Genomic DNA, 20,076 nt, shown 5'->3' on the forward strand with positions numbered 1-20,076 from the left:
CCGTCAGCCCTTGATGTACGGCTTGCCGTCCGCCGCCGGCGCCCGGACCCGGCCGACCAGCCCGGCCACCGCCAGGATCGTCGCCAGGTACGGCAGCATCGCCAGGAACTGGCTGGGGATGCTGCTGCCGATCGCGCCGAGGTAGGTGGCGAGCTGGTCGGCGAAGCCGAAGAAGAGCGCCGCGAGCAGCGCGCCCGTCGGGCTCCACCGGCCGAAGATCAGCGCGGCCAGGGCGATGAAGCCCTTACCGCCGATCATGTTCTTGGTGAAGGAGTAGAAAGCCAGCGTGTACGAGGCGCCGCCGATGCCGGCGACCATCCCGGCCATGATCACGTTTCGGTAGCGCAACCCGAGCACCTTGACGCCCACGGTGTCGGCGGCGGTGGGATGCTCGCCGACCGACCGGGTCCGCAGGCCCCACCGGGTCCGGAACAGCGCGATGTGGATGACCAGCACCAGCAGCAGGCCGAGGTAGAGGAAGATGTTGCCCCGGAAGAGCGCCGGGCCGATCAGCGGGATGTCCTTGAGCAGCGGGATCTCCCAGTTGCCGAACCGGGGCGCGCTGTTGTACTTCTGCGCGTCGGTCTGCATCAGCCGCTCGTAGAGGAAGCCGGTGATGCCGACCGCCAGCAGGTTGAGCACGATGCCCATGACCACCTGGTCGACCAGGTAGCGGATGGCGAAGACGGCGAGCAGCAGCGAGATGAACGCGCCGCCGATCGCGGCGGCGACCAGCCCCACCCAGACGTTGCCGGAGAGGCTGCCGAAGAGGGCGCCGGCGAAGGCGCCCATCAGCAGCTGGCCCTCGATCGCCACGTTCACCACGCCGGTCCGCTCGCAGAGCACCCCGGCCAGCGCGCCGAAGATCAGCGGCAGGGCCAGGATGAAGGTGCCCCGGACGATGTTGACCAGCGGCATGAAGTTGCGGCCCTCGGGAGCGGCGGAGACCTGCCAGCAGAGGAAGCTCAGCACGAAGGCGACCAGCCCGACGCCGAGCAGCAGGCCGAACCAGCGCTTCGGCACGCCGGCCAGCAGCGCGCCGCCGGCCGCGGCGGCGATGATCCCGAAGAGGATGGCGCCGATGGTGCCGTTGATCTCCAGGGCGGCGCCGCCCTCGGTCTCGCTGAGCGTGAACCGGGCCTGCTGGTCGGTGGCGAGCGCCCCGAAGAGCACCGCCGCGAGCACGCCCAGCGCCAGCAGGACGGCACCCGTCTTGCGGGTCCGCGTCCAGAAGCCCTCGTCGACTCCTGTGACGGCGACGTCGGGGACAGCCGTGGTGGACATGCCTTACCAGCCCTTCGCCAGGCTCGTCTGCAACCGGGCGGCGCGGGCGGCCCGGAGCTGGAAGATCGCCTTCACCAGGGCCGGTGCGGCGATGAAGATGACGATCAGCGCCTGGAGCACGGTGACCAGCTCCAGGGAGATCCCCGAGTAGGACTGCATCCGGTTGCCGCCGGCCTGCAGCGCCCCGAAGAGCAGCGCGGCGAGCAGCACGCCCCACGGCTTCACCCGGCCGAGCAGCGCGACCAGGATGCCGTCGAAGCCGATCTGCGCGACCACCTGCGGGGTCAGCGCGTCCGCGGTCGAGCCGAGCACCATGTTCGACCCGCCGAGGCCGGCCAGCAGACCCGAGATCACCATGACCAGCACGTACGTTTTGGTGACGCTGATGCCCGCGGTCCGGGCGGCGTCCGGATTCTCCCCGACCGCGCGCAGCTCGAAGCCGAGCGTGGAGCGGGTCAGCAGCCAGGCGACGAACCAGGTGACCAGCACCGCGAGCAGGATGCCGGCGTGCACCCGCAGGTTGTCGCCGAGCAGCCGGGGCAGCTGGGCGGAGGACTCGACCGGCTTGCTGATCGCGTCGGCGCGGTTCGGGTTGTGCACCCCGTTCTGGACGATGATCCAGGACAGCAAGTAGACCGCGACGTAGTTGAGCATGATCGTGTTGATCACCTCGTGGGCGCCGGTCCGCGCCTTGAGGATGCCGGGGATGAAGCCCCAGAGCGCGCCGCCGGCCGCGCCGGCGATCAGCGCGACGAGCAGGTGCAGCACCGGCGGCAGCGGCAGCGCGAAGCCGGCAACCGCGGCGAGGATGACGCCGATGGTCGCCTGGCCCTGGGAGCCGATGTTGAACAGGCCGCCGCGGAAGGCGAGCGCGACCGAGAGGCCGGTGAAGACCAGCGGCGCGGTGTAGGTGAGCGTCTCCGAGATCGGGCCCATCGCGGCGGTGAAGCCGGACGCCTCCGGGTCGAAGATCGCGCCCTTGAACAGGTTCGCGTACGCCTCGCTGACCACGGTCCAGCTGGAGGTGAGCGCGTCGGCCGGCCGGGCGGTGATGTAGCTGTAGGTTGCCAGCACCTCCGGGTCGGAGACGATGATCAGCACGGCGCCGACAAGCATCGCCAGGACCACCGCGAGCACGGTGACGGTGACCGTGTTGGCGGCCCAGAGGTTGTCCAGGAACAGCCGACCCAACGAGGGGCGGGGCTGCTCCTCGGGCCGCTTCGGGGCGGTGGCGGTCGTCGCCGCGCGGTCGGTGTTGCCGACCGCGTTCTGCGCCGCCTGGGACTCGGTCGCCGGCTCCTTGTCCGGGGAGCCCGACACCGGGTTCGGGTTGCTCATGCCTCGTCCTCGTTACCAGGGCCCTCGGGGGCCGTGCCGCCGGGCTCGCCGGCCGTCTCCGGGGTGATGCCGGCCATCAGCAGGCCGATCTCCTCGCGCGGGGTGTCCGGGCCGACGATGCCGATGATCCGGCCCCGGTACATCACCGCGATCCGGTCGGCCAGGCCGATCACCTCGTCCAGCTCGCTGGAGACGACCATGACCGCGGTGCCGACGTCCCGCTCCCGGATCACCCGGCTGTGGATGAACTCGATCGAGCCGACGTCGACGCCACGGGTGGGCTGGGCGGCGATGAAGAGCTTCAGCGGCCGGGACAGCTCCCGGGCCACGATCACCTTCTGCTGGTTGCCGCCGGAGAGGGTGCCCACCGCGGCCTCGGCCGAGGGGGTACGGATGTCGAACTGCTCGATCCGCTCCTTCGCCGACTTCGCGATGGCGTCCGGCTTCAGCGACAGACCCTTGCCGAAGGGCGGCCGGTCGTAGATGTCCAGCACCAGGTTCTCCGCCACGGAGAACTCCTTGACCAGGCCGTCGACGCTGCGGTCCTCGGGCACGTAGCCGACGCCGGCGCGGAGCACCTTCTTGGTCGACCAGCCGTGCACGGCCTCGCCGTCGAGGGTCACCGTCCCGGCGAGCGCCGGCCGCAGGCCCATGATCGCCTCGATCAGCTCGGTCTGGCCGTTGCCCTGGACGCCCGCGACGCCGAGGACCTCGCCGGCGTGCACGGTCAGGTCGACGCCGTCGACCGCACGGATCTGCCGGTCGTCGTCGACGACCAGGCCGGCGACCTCCAGGATCGGCCGGCCCGGGGTGGCGGGCTGCTTGTCCACGGTCAGCCGGACGCTGCGGCCGACCATCAGCGCGGCCAGCTCGTCCCGGCTGGCGGTCGGCGAGGCGGTGCCGACGGTCTTCCCGCGCCGGATGACGGTGATCCGGTCCGCGATCGCCTTCACCTCGCCCAGCTTGTGGGTGATGAAGACGATCGACTTGCCGGCGGCCTTGAGCGACCGCATGACGGTGAGCAGTTCCTCGGTCTCCTGCGGGGTGAGCACCGCGGTCGGCTCGTCCAGGATCAGCAGGTCGACGTCGCGGGTGAGCGCCTTGACGATCTCCACCCGCTGCTGGATGCCGACCGGGAGGTCCTCGATCACCGCGTCCGGGTCGACCCGGAGGTTGTACCGCTCGGAGACCTCGGCGACCTCGCGCCGGGCGCGCCGCCGGTCCAGGAAGCCGGCGATGCCGCCCCGGACCTGCTCGGCGCCGAGCATGACGTTCTCGGCCACGGTGAAGACCGGCACCAGCATGAAGTGCTGGTGCACCATGCCGATCCCGGCCGCGATGGCATCCGACGGGCCCTTCAGCTTCAGCGGCTTGCCGTCGACCAGGATCTCGCCCTCGTCGGGCTGGTAGAGCCCGTAGAGCACGTTCATCAGGGTCGACTTGCCGGCGCCGTTCTCGCCGAGCAGGGCGTGGATCTCTCCAGGCTCCACCGTCAGGTCGATGTGGTCGTTGGCGACCAGATCACCGAACCGCTTGGTGATGCCGCGCAGTTCGAGTCTCAGCGCAACCTCCTGGAGTGCGAGCGATGGTGCAGCGTAGCTGCTGCCGCGGGACGCCGAGCCGGCCCCGGCCCGGGGTGGAGCGGATCGGCCGCCCCGGCGGCGCGGGTGTCCCCGCGTACGCCGAGGCGGCCGGATCGTAATGCCTGGTGCCCGCCGGCCTCCGCTGCCGATGATCTCACCGCGGCGGTCGGCGGACAGGTCACTTGGTCGGCTGGGCCTTCGAGGTGACCGTGATGGTGCCGGCGGCGATGTCCGCCTTGATCTTGTCGACCTCGGCCTTGAGGTCCGCCGGGACCTTGCTGTCGAAGTCGTGGTACGGGGCGATCGAGACGCCGTTGTTGGCCAGGGTGCCGACGAAGCCCGGCTTGGCCTGGAGCTTCTCACCACCGGCGGCCTTGAGCACGGCCTCCTTGACGGCGTCCGGGATGTTCTTGACGACCGTGGTCACCAGCGCCGGGCAGTTCGGGGTGCTGTCGCAACCGTCGACGTCCACCCAGATCACCGAGTACTTGCCGCCGGACTTCTGGGCGGCGTCGGTGGTGCCGAGGCCCGAGCCACCGGCGACCGGCATGATGATGTCCGCGCCCTGGGCGACCAGCGCGTCGGAGACCTTCTTGCCCTCGTCCTGCTTGACGAAGTCGTTGGTGAAGGAACCCTTCTGGGTCGCCTTGTTCCAACCGAGGACCTGGACGTTCTTGCCCTTGGCCTTGTTGTAGTACGCGACGCCGTCGGCGAAGCCGTCCATGAAGATGGTCACCGGCGGGATCGGCAGACCGCCGTAGGTGCCGACCTTGCCGGACTTGCTCATCCCGGCAGCCACGTAACCGGCCTGGAAGGCGGCCTGCGCGGTGTCGAACTGCATCGGGTAGACGTTGTCCATGCCCGGGTTGGAGTCGACGATGCCGAACTGCTGGTTCGGGTTCGCGGTCGCGGCCTTCTTGGTGGCGTCCGACATCAGGCCGCCGACGGCCAGGATGAAGTCGCACTTCTGGTTGACGAACCCGGTCAGGTTGACCTCGTAGTCCGCCTCGGCCTTCGACGCGACGTACTTGATGTCGATGTTGTCGTTGGCCTGCTTGGCCTCCTGCAGGCCCTTCCAGGCCGAGGTGTTGAACGACTTGTCGTCGATGCCGCCGATGTCGGTCACCATGCAGGCGCTGTACTTCTTGGCGCCGTTGCCACCGGCGTTGTTGTCCTTCTTCGGGGCCTCACCACACGCGGCGGCGCCCAGCACGAGTCCACCCGCCACGAAAGCGGAGGCGATCCGCATCCCACGCACAGAGCGCAAGACGTCTCCTTCCCATTGCACACCGCGTTCTCAGCGGTGGCAGCCCTTGAGCCGGCCTGCTCTTGCCGCCGGCGTCCCACGTTACGGACGGGAGCGTACGCCCGCGCCCACCCACCGACCGACAATCGTGCACGAACGTTGAGTGCCTGTTACCCCTACGTAACCCTTGCGTGGGGCAGGTCACTATTCGTGTCGCTATCATCCCGGCGCGGTGTCGCGAACGTCCGGTTCCCGTGCCCTCCCACTGCTTCCGAAGCTACCGCCAGAAGACCGCCACCGCCGCGTTGACCAGGGTCAACCCGACAATCGCGAGGAAATGGCCACGGTTGACCGATTCCCGCTTACGGGAAAAGAAGACCATGACGAAGATGAGCAGCGCGAGCACCAACTTGGTAACAAGCTTGGCGGGCGCCGGCTCGTGACCGTCGCGCAGCGGGGCGGAGAGGCCCAGGCCGGTCAGCAGACCGATCACCGAGCCCCACAGCATGGCCGGGTTGATCCGCAGCCGACCGCTGACGTACTGGGCGATCGAGCCGCCGAGCAGCAGCGCGAACCCGATCAGATGGACGTAGAGAAGTACCAGCCGAAGAGCTTCCACGGCGGCCATCCTCCCCCATCAACGACGGTTTGTAGTAGGCGGCCCGCCGAGCCGAGCTCATACCGTGACCTCGGCCGGCCGCCCGCCCGGGTCAGGCGAGGCGCCAGACCTGGAAGGTGGGGCCGTCGGCGGGGAGGGTGACCGCGCCCTGGGCGTCGGGGCGCAGAGCGGGCGCGCCGCCATGGACGTTCTCCCCGGCCGGCAGGCCGGCCAGCCGGACCGGGGCACCGGCCGCACGGCGGGCCAGCACCAGCACCGAGCCGGTCGGCGCCTCCCGCAGGAAGACCAGGGTGTCCGCGTCGGCGTGCACCCAGCGCAGGCCGCCGTGACGCAACGCGGGCTCGCCCCGGCGCAGCGCCAACAGCGACCGGTACGCCGCGAAGGTCCGCTGGTCCCAGCTCTCCGGCCGGTGCCACGGCATCGGGGTCCGCGAGCCCTCCCCGTTGGTGCCGGTCAGGCCCAGCTCGTCGCCGGCGAAGATCACCGGAGTGCCCGGCATGGCGGCGAGCAGACCGGCGGCGACCTCCTGCCGGGCGGCGTCACCGACCACGGTCCGGATCCGCGCCGAGTCGTGCGAGCCGAGCAGCTGCCACGAGTGCGCGTACGACCGCCAGGAGATCAGCGACCGGTAGGTGTTCATGGTGGCCAGCACCGCGCCCGCGTCCCGCCGGGCAACCCCGCCGGGAGTGCCCAGGAAGTTCGGCACCGGGGCGTCACCAAGCCGCAGCCAGGACCAGACCGGGTCGGTGAAGCCGACGTAGTTCATCGTGCCGTGCCAGCCGTCCCGGTCCAGGTCGCCGGTGTGGTCATGGCCGTGCTCGGCGAGCAGCAGCCCGTCGGGCCGGGTGTCGACGACCACCTCGCGCAGCAGTCGCGCCACCTCGTGGGTGTACGCGTCCGCGCCCCGCCGGCCGGTCATGTTGGCCACGTCGACCCGCCAGCCGTCCAGTCCGTACGGCGGGCGCAGCCAGCGGCGCAGCAGCGAGTCCTCGGCGGTGGCGAAGCGCCGGCGCAGTTCCGCGCTGCCCCAGTTCAGCTTCGGCAGCGACCTGACCCCGTTCCAGGACTCGTGGTCGCCGGTCGCCTCGTCGAAGTAGTACAGCTCCCGCTCGGGCGCGCGCACGTTGGAGGCGGCGGTGGTGAACCACTCGTGCGCGTCCCCGGTGTGGTTGCTGGTGATGTCGCCGAGCAGCCGCCAACCCCGGGCGCGGACCGCGTCGGCGAGCCGGACCAGCGCCGCGTCCCCGCCGAGCAGCGGGTCGACGGTGTCGAAGCTGGCCGCGTCGTACCGGTGGTTGGAGCGGGCCGGGAAGATCGGGGTGAGGTAGACGGTGTTCACGCCGAGCCGGTCCAGGTGGTCCAGCCGCTCGGTGATGCCGTCCAGGTCGCCGCCGTAGAACTGGTACGGCGTCTCGGGGCCGCGCCCGATCACCGGGGTGTCCCAGTCACAGGGGATGGCCCAGTCCGGCGCGGTCCGGCCGTCGGCGGCGGCGGACCGGGCGAACCGGTCCGGGAAGATCTGGTAGATCACCGCGTCCCGCGCCCAGGTCGGCGGCGGCGCGTAGCTGACCAGCTTGAAGTCGCCGTTGTCCGGCACGTCGTGGTCGACCAGGCCGGCCGCGTTCAGCCAGCGGTGGCCCCTGCCGCCGGCGAGCATGAACCGGTAGTTGCTGACCGGGTTGCGGACCTCGACGTCGGCCCGCCACCACACGTCGCCGCCGTCGCGTCGGTCCACAGTGGCCTCGGCGAAGCGGGGCTCGCCGTCGCCGGTGGTCCGGACGTGCACCTGGTGCACGTCGGCACCCTCGGGGACCCGGACGAAGACCGGCACGGTCTGCCCGAGCACGGGCTCCTGCTCGGGTACGTAGGTCGCGGATCCATCATGGTGCGACTGCAGGGACATGACGGGGGCCTTTCACGTCGTCGGACGGGGGAGGAGGAAGGGGTCCGCCGCCGCGGCGGCCAGCCCGTGACTGCTCCGGTGGCCCGGCGCCAGGCGTGCGGAGTGGCACCGCTCACCTCGCGCACGACGGTGAGCGGCAACCCCTCCGATTCATCCCTTGACCGCTCCAGCCGTCAGGCCGGAGACGATGTAGCGCTGGAGGAGCTGGAACACCAGCACCGTGGGGATGGCGGTGAGCAGGGTGCCCGCCGCGAACATCCCGAAGTTGTTGTTGCGCTCACCGGCCACCAGGCCGAACATGCCGACCGCGAGGGTCTTCGAGTTGGTGTTGGTGAGGAACACGTTGGCGATCATGAACTCGTTGATCGTGCCGATGAACGAGAGCAGCGCGGTCACCGCCAGGATCGGCGCCACCAGCGGCAGCATGATCCGGAAGAAGACCTGGGCGTGCGTGGCGCCGTCCATGGTCGCCGACTCGTCCAGTTCCCTCGGCAGGGTGTCGAAGAAGCCCTTCATCAGCCAGGTGTTCACGCCGAGCGCGCCACCCATGTAGAGCAGGAAGAGACCCCACGGCGTGTTGAAGCCGATCGAGGGCCACAGGTCGGTGACCGTGGTGAAGATCAGGAAGATCGCCACGATCGCCAGGAACTGCGGGAACATCTGGATCAGCAGCAGCGTGAGCAGCCCGAACCGCCGGCCGGCGAAGCGCATCCGGGAGAACGCGTACGCCGCGAGCGACGACAGGAAGATCGACACGAAGGCGGCCGTCCCGGCGATCAGCAGCGAGTTGACGAACCAGTGGGCGAAGGCCGTCTTCTCGAAGAGGTTCGTGAAGTTCTCGAACGACGCTCCGGTCGGCAACAGCTCCGTGGAGGAGAGCGTGCCGAGTGGGTTGAGCGCCGCGGAGAGCACGAACAGGATCGGGAAGAGACTGAACGCCACCGCCAGCACCCCGACGACGTGCCGCCAGCCCACCTGGGCGAACCAGCGGCTCCTCGACTTCCCCTTCGCGTCGCGGTTGGCGACGGGAGCGTCCGCGTAGGTCGTCACGAGTACACCTCCTCCTGCTTGCGGGTACTGCGGAAGCTGATCGCCGACACCGTGGCCACGATCGCGAAGATGAAGATCGAGACCGCCGCCGCCATGCCGAACTCCGCGCCCTGAGCGCCGAAGGCCAGCCGGTAGGTGTAGGTGATGAGCAGGTCGGTCGCGCCGTTGGTCGGGTTGTCCGCCGGGAACGGCCCACCCTCGGTGGTCAGCCAGATCGCGTTGATGTTGTTGAAGTTGTACGCGAACGACGCGATCAGCAGCGGCGAGAGCGCCACCAGCAGCAGCGGCAGGGTGACCGCCTTGAAGGACGCCCAGGGCGATGCGCCATCGACCGAGGTGGCCTCGGTCAGCTCGCGCGGGATCGCCTGGAGCGCGCCGGTGGCCACCAGGAACATGTACGGATAGCCGAGCCAGAGCTGCACCAGCAGCACCGCGATCCGCGCCGACCAGGCCTCGCCGAACCAGTCGACGCCGAGGCCGAACAGGTTGTTGACCAGGCCGAAGTCGGTGTTGAACATGTCCCGCCAGACCAGCAGCATCGCGAACGACGGCATGGCGTACGGCAGAATCAGCAGCACCCGGTAGAGGTTGGTGCCGCGCATCCGGGGCGAGTGCAGCGCGAGCGCGATGGCCATGCCGAGCAGGAAGGTGAGCCCGGTCGAGCCGATCGCGAAGGCGAAGTTCCAGACCAGGGTGCCGAAGAACGGGCCGGAGATGTTCGGGTCGGTCAGCACCCGGCTGAAGTTCCGCAGCCCGACATTGACCTTCCAGCCCTGGGTCAGCCGCTCGCCGTCGGCGGCGACGAAGGAGCCGTCCGCCTCGTCGGCGGTCCAGGTCCTGTCGGTCTCGCTGTCCTTGATGCAGTCACACCCGGCGTCGTACGCCCGGATGGCCTTGCCCTCGTAGGCGCGGGACAGGCCGTTGGAGCGCAGGGCGCCGCCGGGGGTCGGCACCACCAGGTCGGTGATCTCCTTGCTCCGGACGCTGGCCTGGCCGAAGTTCAGCACGGTGTAGCCGTCGGCGGCGGTGATCTTGCCGCCCGGGGCGACCGTGACCGAGCCGGCGTCGAGCTGGCGCAGCCCCTCGCCGTCGCCGGCGGAGGCGGCGCCGGTCTTCGGGTCGGTCACCAGGAAGACCAGCGGGCCCGTCGTCGGGTCGCCCTTGGTGGCGATGGAGAGGGCGTACTCGGCGGAGCCGGCGACCTGCTTCACCGAGGAGCTCTGGATGGCGACGACCGCGTCGTCCTTGCTGCCGCGGTGGCCGTCGGCGAAGTTCGTGAAGGCGGTGCTCGCGGTGTACAGCACCGGAAAGATCTGGAAGGCGATCAGGAAGAGCGTGCCGGGGACCAGGTACTTCGCCGGGATGTGTCGCGGCGTCAGGTAGAGGTAGAAGAGGCCGGCGGTGGTCGCCAGCAGGATGGCGAGGCCGACCCACAGCTTGGCTTCGATGAGCGGGAAGGCCACCCAGATCGCGATGCCGGCCACCAGGCCGAGCAGGACCACCTTGACGACGAGGCCGGTCGCGGTGATCGGCGCGTGGTTCCGCGCGGTACGGGACGTGCGCGGGAGCCCGGAGCGAACGGGCTCCCGGCCCGGAGCCTGCATGGCAGGCTCCGGGCCGGACAGCGACGTGCTCATTACTTGATCTGACCCGCGATGGTCTTGCCAGCGCCGGTGATCGTCTTGGCCGGGTCGGCGCCACCGATGATCGCGGCTTCCGCCTTGCCGAACGGGTCCCAGATCGCGGCCATGGCCGGGATCGCCGGGAGCACCTGGCCGTTCTTACCGGCCTCCGAGAACTTGGCCAGGTCCGGGTCGGTGCCCTTGACCTGGTCGTACGCGGCGGTCAGCGCCGGCGGACGCGGCTCGGCCTGGTACAGGGCCACGGCCAGCTCCGGCTTGGTCACGTAGTTGGTGACGAACTCCTGGGCCAGGGCCTTGTTCTTGCCCTTGGCGGCGACGTAGAACGCCTGGACGCCCACGAACGGCTGGGCCTCCTTGCCACCGGCAAAGCCGGGGACCGGGGAGATGTCGTACTTGATGTTGGCCTTCTTGGCGTCGGCGATGGCCCACGGGCCGGAGACCAGGAAGGCGCACTTCTTGCCGGTGAAGGTGGCGATGGAGTTCTCGCCCGTGATGGAGCGCTTCAGCGCACCGTCGCCCTTCTCCCCCAGCTTCGCGATCTTCTGGAAGGCCGCGATCGACTCCGGCTTGCCCACGCCCAGGTCCTTCGGGTCGTAGTCGCCGTTGGCCGTGGTGCCGAAGAGGTAGCCACCACCCGAGGTGTACAGCGGGTAGACGTGGTACGCGTCGCCGTTCTGGCCGGACTGGAGGCAGAGGATCTCGCTGGCCTTCTTCTCGGCCTTGAGCTTCTTGCCGGTGGCGACCAGGTCCTCGATCGTCTTCGGCGCCTCGGGGGCCAGCTCCGTGTTGCGGATGAGCGCCACGTTCTCGGTGGCGTAGGGGACGCCGTAGAGCTGGCCGTTGAAGGTCACGGCCTTGATCGCGGTCTCGTTGAAGCCGCTCTTCTGCTCGGCGGCGAGCTGCACCGGGTCGATGGCGCCGTTCTGCACCAGGTTGCCGATCCAGTCGTGCGCGCCGACCACGACGTCCGGGCCGCTGCCCTGCTGTGAGGCGGTGACGAAGTTGGTCTGCAGGTCCTTGGAGACGGCCTGCACCTCGACGGTGACACCGTTCTCCTTGCCGAACTGCTCGGCGAACGGCTTGAGGGCGGCGGTCCGCTTGTCGTCGGCCCAGATCACCAGCTTGCCGCCGGTCGCCGCCTTGGCGGACTCCTTCGCGGCTGGCTTGTCGTTGCTGCTGCCGCAGCCTGAGGCGGCGAGCGCCAGGCCGAGAACGGCGACCACACCCGCGGTACGGATGCGCATCGGTACTCCTGTCGTCATGGCGGGTCCGCCGGGGGAAGGGCGGCCCGCCAGTGGAAAACGTCTTCAAGTTCTTGCCAACCGGCGCTAAGGTTCTGCGCCGCTGCTTGCGCCTGTTGCGCGTGTTGCGCATGTTGCGGGGACGTTAGCAAGAGGTTGCAGAGAATGGAAGAGATTGCAGGGCTGTACGCAAGAACTTGCCCTTGAGCTAAAGTGCCGCCATGCGCGCTCGACTGTCCGACATCGCCCAACAGGCCGAAGTCAGCGAGGCCACGGTGTCGCGGGTGCTCAACGACCGCCCCGGTGTGGCCCCCGAGACCCGGCAGGCCGTCCTGACCGCCCTCGATGTGCTCGGCTACGAGCGCCCCGCCCGGCTGCGCAAGCGCAGCGCCGGGCTGGTCGGCCTGGTCGTACCGGAGCTGGAGAACCCGATCTTCCCCGCGTTCGCCCAGGTCATCGAGTCGACCCTGGCCCAGAGCGGGTTCACCCCGGTGCTCTGCACCCAGACGCCGGGCGGCGTCACCGAGGACGAGTACGTGGAGATGCTGCTGGACCGGCAGGTCTCCGGGATCGTCTTCGTCTCCGGCCTGCACGCCGACACCGCGGCCAACCACGACCGGTACCGCGCGCTGATCGCCCGACCGCTGCCCGTGGTCATGATCAACGGGTACGCGCCCGGGATCGCCGCCCCCTTCGTCTCCTGTGACGACCGGGAGGCCACCGAGCTGGCCGTCGCCCATTTGGTGGCGCTCGGCCACCGGCGGATCGGCCTGATCACCGGCCCGGACCGGTTCGTGCCGGTGCAGCGCCGGGTGGCCGGCTTCCGGGCGGCGATCCCCCGGCTGGCCGGCGTGCCCGAGAGCGAGCTGGACGAGCTGGCCGAGCTCTCCCTCTTCGGCGTCGAGGGCGGCGAGGCGGCCGCCGGCCGGCTGATCGAGCGCGGCGTCACCGGCATCGTGTGCGGCTCCGACCTGATGGCGCTCGGCGCGATCCGGGCCGCCCGGCAGCGCGGGCTGACCGTCCCCGGCGACGTCTCCGTGGTCGGCTACGACGACTCCCCGCTGATGGCCTTCACCGACCCGCCGCTGACCACCATGCGGCAGCCGGTGGCCGCGATGGCGGTCGCCGCCGTCCGGGCGCTGGTCGAGGAGATCAACGGGCACGCCGCGCCGGACTCGGAGTACCTGTTCCGTCCGGAGCTGGTGGTCCGCGGCTCCACCGCGGTGGCGCGCCAGGCCGGCGCCACGTCCACCCCCGACGGCCCCATGCGGCCGCGCCCGACGCCGCCCGCCCTGGCCGTCCCGGCCTGACCACCTGCCGGACACCCGGCTCGCCGACTGCCTGGGCGGTGGTCGCGTCCGCTTGGTGGGACGGCCGTCGGCGTGATCTGACCCTGTCCCGGCGTGATGGGCGTCATTTCTTGCGCAAGGAATGCTTGACTCTTGCAGCGCTGGGACGGCATTCTGCTCAGGCACCCGTGCCCATCACCCACACCCGCGCGGCGTGCCGCCGTCCCGCGCCACAGAACGGGGATCGTCACCGATGACCGCCGCCACCCACCCCACGCCGCTGACCTCCGACGACGACTGGTGGCGATCCGCGGTCGTCTACCAGGTCTACGTCCGCAGCTTTGCCGACGCCAACGGTGACGGCGTCGGCGACCTCCGGGGCATCCGGGAACGCCTGCCGTACCTGCGCGACCTCGGCGTGGACGCGCTCTGGCTGACCCCCTTCTACACCTCGCCGCAGATCGACGCCGGCTACGACGTGGCCGACCACCGGGACGTGGACCCGCTCTTCGGCTCGCTCACCGACTTCGACGCGATGATCACCGACGCGCACGCCTTGGGCCTGCGCATCATCGTGGACCTGGTACCGAACCACACGTCCAGCGCGCACCCGTGGTTCACCGCGGCCCTGGCTGCCGACCCCGGCTCGGCCGAGCGCGAGCGCTACCTCTTCGCCGACGGCAGGGGCGAGCAGGGCGAGCTGCCCCCGAACGACTGGGAGAGCATCTTCGGCGGCCCGGCCTGGACCCGGGTGGCGGACGGCCAGTGGTACCTGCACCTGTTCGACCCGGCCCAGCCCGACCTGAACTGGCGCCACCCCGAGGTGCGCGCCGAGTTCGAGGACGTGCTGCGCTTCTGGCTCGACCGGGGTGTGGACGGGTTCCGGATCGACGTGGCCCACGGCATGATCAAGGCCGAGGGACTGCCGGACGTCGGCTTCAACTCGATGACCACCGGCCAGCGCCAGTCCGAGCTGCTCGGCAAGGGCCGGCTCCCCTACTTCGACCAGGACGAGGTGCACGACATCTACCGCGCCTGGCGGCCGATCCTGGACAGCTACCCGGGCGGGCGGATGGCGGTGGCCGAGGCCTGGGCGGAAACCCCGCAGCGCCTGGCCCGCTACATCGGCCCGGACGAGCTGCACCAGGCGTTCAGCTTCGACTTCCTCGACGCCATCTGGTCGGCCGACTCGTTCCGCAAGGTGATCGACACCGCGCTGGCCGAGTCGACCATCGTCGGCGCCCCGACCACCTGGGTGCTCTCCAACCACGACCGGCAGCGGCACGTCACCCGGTACGGCGACGGCGAGGTCGGCCTGCGCCGCGCCCGGGCCGCCGCCCTGCTGATGCTGGCCCTGCCCGGCTGCGCCTACGTCTACCAGGGCGAGGAGCTGGGCCTGCCGGAGGTACTGGACCTCCCCGACGAGCTGCGTCAGGACCCGGCGTTCCTGCGTACCGGCGAGAGCCGGGACGGCTGCCGGGTGCCGATCCCGTGGAGCGGCGAGCTGGCCCCGTACGGCTTCGGCCCGGAGGGCGGCGAGCTGAGCTGGCTGCCGGCCCCGGCGACCTGGCGTGCCCTCTCGGTGGCCGCCCAGGCCGGCATGCCCGGCTCCACGCTGGAGCTCTACCGCGCGGCGCTGCGGATCCGGCACGAGCACCCGGCGCTGGCCGGCACCACCGGCGGCGTCACCTGGCTGGAGACCGAACCCGGCGTGCTGGCGTTCCGCCGGACCGCCGGGGACACCGTGCTGACCTGCGTGGTCAACATCAGCGGCGCCGAGGTCACGATCGACGGGCACGGCCGCCCGATCGTCGCCAGCGCCGACCTCACCGAGCAGGGCGCCGGACACGTCCTGCCGGTTGACGCAGCTGCGTGGTTCGAACGGCGCTGAGCCGGGTAACCCGCCATTGACCTGGTCGTCCGTTGCGCCCCGCGCCGACGGGCGGCTGGGCTACCGACCCCTTGTGGTGGGGGGTGAGGTGGCGCTGGCGCCTCGGGGAGTCCGCTTCCCGAGGCGCCGGTGTCCATCCGGGACGACTCAGGACCCCTTGCTGGTCAGCAGCTTGGCGATCCGGGCGAACCCGGCCCGCAGCTCGGCCTCGCTCGGCGCGGTGAGCGGCTCCGCCGCCGGCTCCTGCTCGGCGGCCAGCTCCAGCTCCTCGTCGATGGTGTCCTCGCAGTCGCCATAGAGGTCGGCCTGGTCGATCTGGGCGACCTCGTCCTCGGCGGCGATCTGCGCGGCGGCGATCTCACCCCGGATCTCCTCCGCCGACAGCGCGGGCAGCAGTGGCTCGACCACCGCCATCAGCTGCTCCTCGGCGACCACCGCCTCGGCCAGGGCGAGCGCGTGCGTTCGCTCGTACGGCCCGCAGACCACCGGCTCCCACTCGTCGACGTCGCCGAGGGGGCCGAAGGTGATGATCCACGGCAGGCCGAGCATCGGCGAGTCGTCCGGCAGGTCCAGTGTCACGAGAGCGCCCACGCGCTCATCATGGTCGTTCGCGGCGTGGACGCGTGGGTCATTCACCCCAAATGCGTTTCTCCGCCTGCCACCCTCATGACAACCCCTCACCATCCCCTCCTTCACCCCACACGCCGCCGCGCCCCTCGCCCGCGCCCCGCCCCGCGCGGGGGCGGCGGCGTGGGGGTCAGGCCCCCTGGGTGGCGTCGAGGGCGGCGCGGACCAGGGCGAGCGCCCGGTCCGGCGGCACGCCGAGCCGCAGCGCCTCGGCGGCGTACCCGGCCGCCGCGCGGTGCAGCCGGTCGGTCGCGTCGTCGCGCCCCGGGGCCACCACCGTGCCGTGCCGGCCCCGGGTCTCCACCAGACCGGCAGTCTCCAGCTCCCGGTACGCCCGGGCCACCGTGTTCACCGCCAGGCCGAGGTCGGTGGCGAGCTGCCGGACGGCGGGCAGCCGGGTGCCGACCGGCAGCCGGCCGTCCCCGATCATCCTGGCGAGCTGCCCGCGCACCTGCTCGTACGGCGGCACGGCCGAGGTCTGGTCGATCCGGATCCGCATGTCAGCCCGCCCCTCCGGGCGTACCCGGGTCGGTGTCCGCGTCGATCTCGTCCGCCTCCACGTCCACCTCCGCGGCCGGGCCACCCTCGGCCAGGTCGACCACCCGGCCGTACCGGCTGGTGGCGGCCAGGGCGGCGCCGAACAGCAGCATCTGGTTGAGCAGGTAGAGGTAGAGCAGCAGCCCGACCGCGGTCGCCACCACCGTGTACGCCGGGTTCCGCTCGGTCCGTACCACGTAGTAGCGCCCGACGGTGTTCAGCAGGGTGATGCCGACGGCGACGGCCAGCACGACCGGCCGCAGCCGGCGGCGGCTCATCCGCAGCCGGGGCACCGCCGCCAGCAGCGCGGTGGCCAGCACCGCGTTGATCAGGACGCTGAGCACGGCGCTGACCGTGGTCAGCCCGACCGACCCGGTGCTGCGCAGCAGGAAGCGCAGCAGCGACTCGAGCGTGTCCACGGCGGCCACCGACAGGCCGAGCAGCACGAAGACCGCCACCAGCACGCCCAGGTCGACCAGGCGGCGGACCAGCAGGTTGCCGGGCTGCTGGTTGAAGCCGTACATCAGCCGCTGCGACGAGCGGATCGCCTCCACCCAGCCGATCCCGGTGAAGACCAGGATGACCAGGCCGATCACCCCGACGGTGTTGCTGCTCTGCGCGATCTGCTGCGCGTCGAGGAAGGGCAGATTCTCCTTGAGGAAGTCCCCCGCCGCCTTGCTGACCTCGTCGTTGTCCTGCAGGATCGCGCCGAAGACCCAGTACGCGACCAGGGCGAGCGCGAAGACCGCGAAGAAGCCGTAGTAGGCGATCGCCGCCGCGAGCCGGCCACCCAGCACGTCGCCGTAGAGCGTCCCGGCCCGCCACAGGTGGTCGAAGGCCGCCGAGCGCTGCCGCACCGCGTCCACCCGGCGGCCCAGACTGGCCTCGATCCGGCCGATCACGTTCACCACGTCATCCTCGCCGATCCGTCGGCGGCCCGAGGGCAGCCGAGCCGTGTGGTCAGCTCAGCCGCCGAGCCGGAAGTCCCGGCGGGGCTGCCACCGGGTCTCTCCGCTGTGCGAGAAGAGGGTGAAGGCCACCACCTCGAACAGCGCGGAGAAGTCGGCCAGGTCCTCGTAAGCCTTGTCCAGGGCTTCCGGGGCGACGTCCTGCGCCACGGTGACGTGCGGGTGGTACGGAAAGCGGGCGTCGCGGTGCAGCTCAGGCGCCGAGCGGATCGCCGCGGCGAGCAGCTCGCACTCGCTGATCCCGGCCGCCACCGCCACGAAGACCACCTGGGTCACCGGCCGGAACGTGCCGGTGCCCCGCAGGTGCAGGGTGAACGGCAGGTGGGCGGTGGCCACCTCGGCGAGGTGCTTCTCGACGGCCGGCAGCGCCGTCACCGGGATCTCGGTCGGCCCGAGCAGCGTCACGTGGGCCGGGACGGCCTGCGGGTCGCCGGCCTCGATCCGGCGGCGGGTCAGCGTCCCGCCCCAGGGTTCGGGGATGTCCACCGCGATCCCGATCTGGATGGTGTCGCCGGCGTCCGGCGCCCCGTCCCTGCGATCCACGCTCCGCGCCACCCCTCCGGCCACCGACTGTGTCCCCACCCGTTCCTGTCGCGCCCGGGCCGCTATTCGAAGCGGACCGGCGGGAAGAACCCGACCCGCTCGTACGCCGTCCGCAGCGTCGCCGCGGCGACCGCGCGGGCCTTCTCCGCGCCGTGGGCGAGCAGCTTGTCCAGCTGGGCCGGGTCGTCCAGGTAGGCGCGGGTGCGCTCCTGGATCGGGGTGACGAAGTCCCGCACCACCTCGGCGAGGTCCTTCTTCAGGTCGCCGTACCCCTTGCCCGCGTACGCGGCCACCAGGTCGTCGATGCCCCGCCCGGAGAGCGCCGAGTAGATCGTGAGCAGGTTGGAGATGCCGGGCTTCGTCGCGGTGTCGAAGACGATCTCGCGGCCGGTGTCGGTGACCGCCGAGCGGATCTTCTTGGCTGAGCGGGCCGGATCTTCCAGCAGGTCGATGATGCCAGCCGGCGAGGAGGACGACTTCGACATCTTGGCCGTCGGGTCCTGCAGGTCGGTGATCTTCGCGGTGTCCTTGACGATGTGCGGCGCGGGCACCGTGAAGGTCGGCCCGAACAGCGAGTTGAACCGCTGGGCGAGGTCGCGGGAGAGCTCCAGGTGCTGGCGCTGGTCCTCGCCGACGGGCACGGCGTTGGCCTGGTAGAGCAGGATGTCCGCGGCCTGCAGGATCGGGTACGTGAAGAGGCCCACGCTGGCCCGCTCGCTGCCCTGCTTCTGCGACTTGTCCTTGAACTGGGTCATCCGGCCGGCCTCGCCGAAGCCGGTGATGCAGCCGAGCACCCAGGCCAGCTGCGGGTGCTCGGGCACCTGCGACTGGACGAACAGGGTGCTGCGTTCCGGGTCGAGCCCGACCGCGAAGAGCTGGGCCGCGGCGACCCGGGACCGCTGCTTGAGCACCTTCGGGTCGTGTCCCGCGGTGATGGCATGCAGGTCGACCACGCAGTAGAACGCGTCGTGGGTGTCCTGCAGGGCCACCCAGTGCCGTACCGCGCCCAGGTAGTTGCCGAGGTGGAACGAGTCGGCCGTCGGCTGGATGCCGGAGAAGACGCGCGGGCGGGCGGGTACGTCGGACATGCCGGCAATTCTGTCAGCAACGCATGGCGTACGTCATGACGGGCCGGCGGGTCGGCTCTCCACCGGCACCGCCGGGGCGGTCACCTCGCGCCGCTGCTCCGGCAGACGCGCCGCGGAGACCACGAGCCGGGACACCCGCCGCCCGTCGAGGGCGAGCACCCGCAGCAGCCAGCCGCCGGGTGGGTCGTCCGGGTCGGGTGCGCCGGCGCCGTCCGGCTCCAGGGCCACCGGCACCTCGTCCCCGGCGACCGGGAGTCGGCCCAGGGCGGCCATCACGAAGCCGCCGACCGTCTCGTAGGGCCCTCCGGGCAGCGGCACGCCGGTGCGTTCGGCGAAGTCGGCGAGGTTGAGCCGACCGTCGACGACGGCGGGCAGGCCGGCGTGGGCCGGGTCGGGCGGGGCGTCGTACTCGTCGTGGATCTCCCCGACCAGCTCCTCGATCAGGTCTTCGCAGGTGACGATGCCGGCGGTGCCGCCGTACTCGTCGACGACGACGGCGAGGTGGTGGCCCTCCCGGCGCATCTCGGTGAGCGCGGCGAGCACCCGCTTGCTGCCGGGCAGTTGCTTGACCTCGCGGGTCAGCTCGCCGACGGTGGTGCACGGGTCGCGGTCGGGGCGGAGCAGCACGTCCCGCAGGTGGACGAAGCCGACCACGTCGTCGTGGGTGCCGTCGACGACCGGGTACCTGGTGTGCGTCTCGGCCCGGACCAGCCGCTCCGCCTCGGCGATGGTGAGCCGGGCGGAGAGGAACACGACCTCGGTGCGGGGCATCATCACCTCGCGGACCAGGCTCGCCCCGGCGACCAGCACCTCGTCGATGATCCGGCGTTCGTCGGGGTCGAGCAGCGTGTTGGCGGCGACCAGGTCGCGCAGCTCGGCCTCGCTGATCCGTTCCCGGCCGGCGGTGGGGCTGGCCCCCAGCAGGTCGGTGACGAGACGGGTGGCGCCGTCGGCGGCGCGGACCACGAGCCGGGCGACGGTCCGGGCGAGCGGGCCCGGTTCGCGTCGGGGCCGCCCCGGCGGTCGTCGCCGGGGCCCGGGACCGCCTGCTTCCCGCATGACAAGGATGGTAGACAGCGCTGGCTCGGCACCCCGGCCAATGTTCGAATCTGTTCAATCCTGGCGGATCGTGGTGGAATGACGGTGGAACGCGGAGAGCGCGGGCCCGGCCGACGGCCGTAGGGTGATCACGGACGGCCGCGGCGGGAGCGGCCAGGCAGGAGGAA

The 20,076-nt window shown here is 71.1% G+C and carries 17 protein-coding genes; 2 read left to right on the forward strand and 15 right to left on the reverse strand.

Features of this window, described 5'->3' with window-relative positions:
• Nucleotides 1-3 precede the first annotated feature (3 nt).
• The 9 genes from SLP03_RS03595 to SLP03_RS03635 all read right to left on the reverse strand — a co-directional run bounded on the left by SLP03_RS03595 (nt 4) and on the right by SLP03_RS03635 (nt 11,910).
• The gene (locus tag SLP03_RS03595; RefSeq protein WP_319459050.1) at nt 4-1,284 is read right to left on the reverse strand and encodes an ABC transporter permease; all 1,281 of its coding nucleotides are present in this window, start codon (nt 1,282-1,284) and stop codon (nt 4-6) included.
• Between the two features lie 3 nt (nt 1,285-1,287).
• A complete protein-coding gene (locus tag SLP03_RS03600; protein ID WP_319459051.1) occupies nt 1,288-2,622 on the reverse strand; it encodes an ABC transporter permease in 1,335 nt (444 codons plus the stop codon).
• Nucleotides 2,619-4,184, reverse strand: coding sequence for an ABC transporter ATP-binding protein (locus tag SLP03_RS03605; protein ID WP_319459134.1), 1,566 nt, complete (start codon nt 4,182-4,184; stop codon nt 2,619-2,621). Before SLP03_RS03605 ends, SLP03_RS03600 begins: the two co-directional genes overlap by 4 nt.
• Nucleotides 4,185-4,383: 199 nt before the next feature.
• A complete protein-coding gene (locus tag SLP03_RS03610; RefSeq protein WP_319459135.1) occupies nt 4,384-5,454 on the reverse strand; it encodes a BMP family ABC transporter substrate-binding protein in 1,071 nt (356 codons plus the stop codon).
• A gap of 274 nt (nt 5,455-5,728) precedes the next feature.
• The gene (locus SLP03_RS03615) at nt 5,729-6,070 is read right to left on the reverse strand and encodes a hypothetical protein (RefSeq protein ID WP_319459052.1); all 342 of its coding nucleotides are present in this window, start codon (nt 6,068-6,070) and stop codon (nt 5,729-5,731) included.
• Between the two features lie 91 nt (nt 6,071-6,161).
• Complete coding sequence (locus SLP03_RS03620) at nt 6,162-7,973, reverse strand: glycoside hydrolase family 13 protein (protein ID WP_319459053.1); 1,812 nt, start codon at nt 7,971-7,973, stop codon at nt 6,162-6,164.
• A 150-nt stretch (nt 7,974-8,123) separates the two neighbouring features.
• Entirely contained in the window at nt 8,124-9,023 is a 900-nt protein-coding gene (locus SLP03_RS03625) for a sugar ABC transporter permease (protein WP_319459054.1), read from the reverse strand.
• Complete coding sequence (locus SLP03_RS03630) at nt 9,020-10,660, reverse strand: ABC transporter permease subunit (RefSeq protein ID WP_319459055.1); 1,641 nt, start codon at nt 10,658-10,660, stop codon at nt 9,020-9,022. The genes SLP03_RS03625 and SLP03_RS03630 overlap by 4 nt, the downstream gene beginning before the upstream one ends.
• Complete coding sequence (locus SLP03_RS03635; RefSeq protein WP_319459056.1) at nt 10,660-11,910, reverse strand: maltose ABC transporter substrate-binding protein; 1,251 nt, start codon at nt 11,908-11,910, stop codon at nt 10,660-10,662. Before SLP03_RS03635 ends, SLP03_RS03630 begins: the two co-directional genes overlap by 1 nt.
• A gap of 218 nt (nt 11,911-12,128) precedes the next feature.
• Between SLP03_RS03635 and SLP03_RS03640 the strand changes: the two genes are divergently transcribed.
• Complete coding sequence (locus tag SLP03_RS03640; RefSeq protein ID WP_319459057.1) at nt 12,129-13,217, forward strand: LacI family DNA-binding transcriptional regulator; 1,089 nt, start codon at nt 12,129-12,131, stop codon at nt 13,215-13,217.
• A gap of 232 nt (nt 13,218-13,449) precedes the next feature.
• Nucleotides 13,450-15,087 (forward strand): glycoside hydrolase family 13 protein, encoded by a 1,638-nt coding sequence (locus SLP03_RS03645; protein WP_319459058.1) that lies wholly within the window; start codon nt 13,450-13,452, stop codon nt 15,085-15,087.
• Nucleotides 15,088-15,234: 147 nt separating this feature from the next.
• Here the strand turns inward: SLP03_RS03645 and SLP03_RS03650 are convergent, their stop codons facing one another.
• The 6 genes from SLP03_RS03650 to SLP03_RS03675 form a co-directional block, all read right to left on the reverse strand.
• Entirely contained in the window at nt 15,235-15,678 is a 444-nt protein-coding gene (locus SLP03_RS03650; protein ID WP_319459059.1) for a hypothetical protein, read from the reverse strand.
• A 166-nt stretch (nt 15,679-15,844) separates the two neighbouring features.
• The gene (locus tag SLP03_RS03655) at nt 15,845-16,213 is read right to left on the reverse strand and encodes a GntR family transcriptional regulator (protein WP_319459060.1); all 369 of its coding nucleotides are present in this window, start codon (nt 16,211-16,213) and stop codon (nt 15,845-15,847) included.
• Between the two features lies 1 nt (nt 16,214).
• The gene (locus tag SLP03_RS03660; protein WP_319459061.1) at nt 16,215-17,159 is read right to left on the reverse strand and encodes a YihY/virulence factor BrkB family protein; all 945 of its coding nucleotides are present in this window, start codon (nt 17,157-17,159) and stop codon (nt 16,215-16,217) included.
• 57 nt (nt 17,160-17,216) lie between these two features.
• Nucleotides 17,217-17,801 (reverse strand): 2'-5' RNA ligase family protein, encoded by a 585-nt coding sequence (locus tag SLP03_RS03665; RefSeq protein WP_319459062.1) that lies wholly within the window; start codon nt 17,799-17,801, stop codon nt 17,217-17,219.
• A 23-nt stretch (nt 17,802-17,824) separates the two neighbouring features.
• Nucleotides 17,825-18,850 (reverse strand): tryptophan--tRNA ligase, encoded by a 1,026-nt coding sequence (gene trpS, locus SLP03_RS03670; protein WP_319459063.1) that lies wholly within the window; start codon nt 18,848-18,850, stop codon nt 17,825-17,827.
• 33 nt (nt 18,851-18,883) lie between these two features.
• Nucleotides 18,884-19,909 (reverse strand): hemolysin family protein, encoded by a 1,026-nt coding sequence (locus SLP03_RS03675; protein ID WP_319459064.1) that lies wholly within the window; start codon nt 19,907-19,909, stop codon nt 18,884-18,886.
• Nucleotides 19,910-20,076: the final 167 nt, after the last annotated feature.

The sequence above is a fragment of the Micromonospora sp. RTP1Z1 genome (assembly GCF_033804685.1).
GTDB lineage: Bacteria > Actinomycetota > Actinomycetes > Mycobacteriales > Micromonosporaceae > Micromonospora.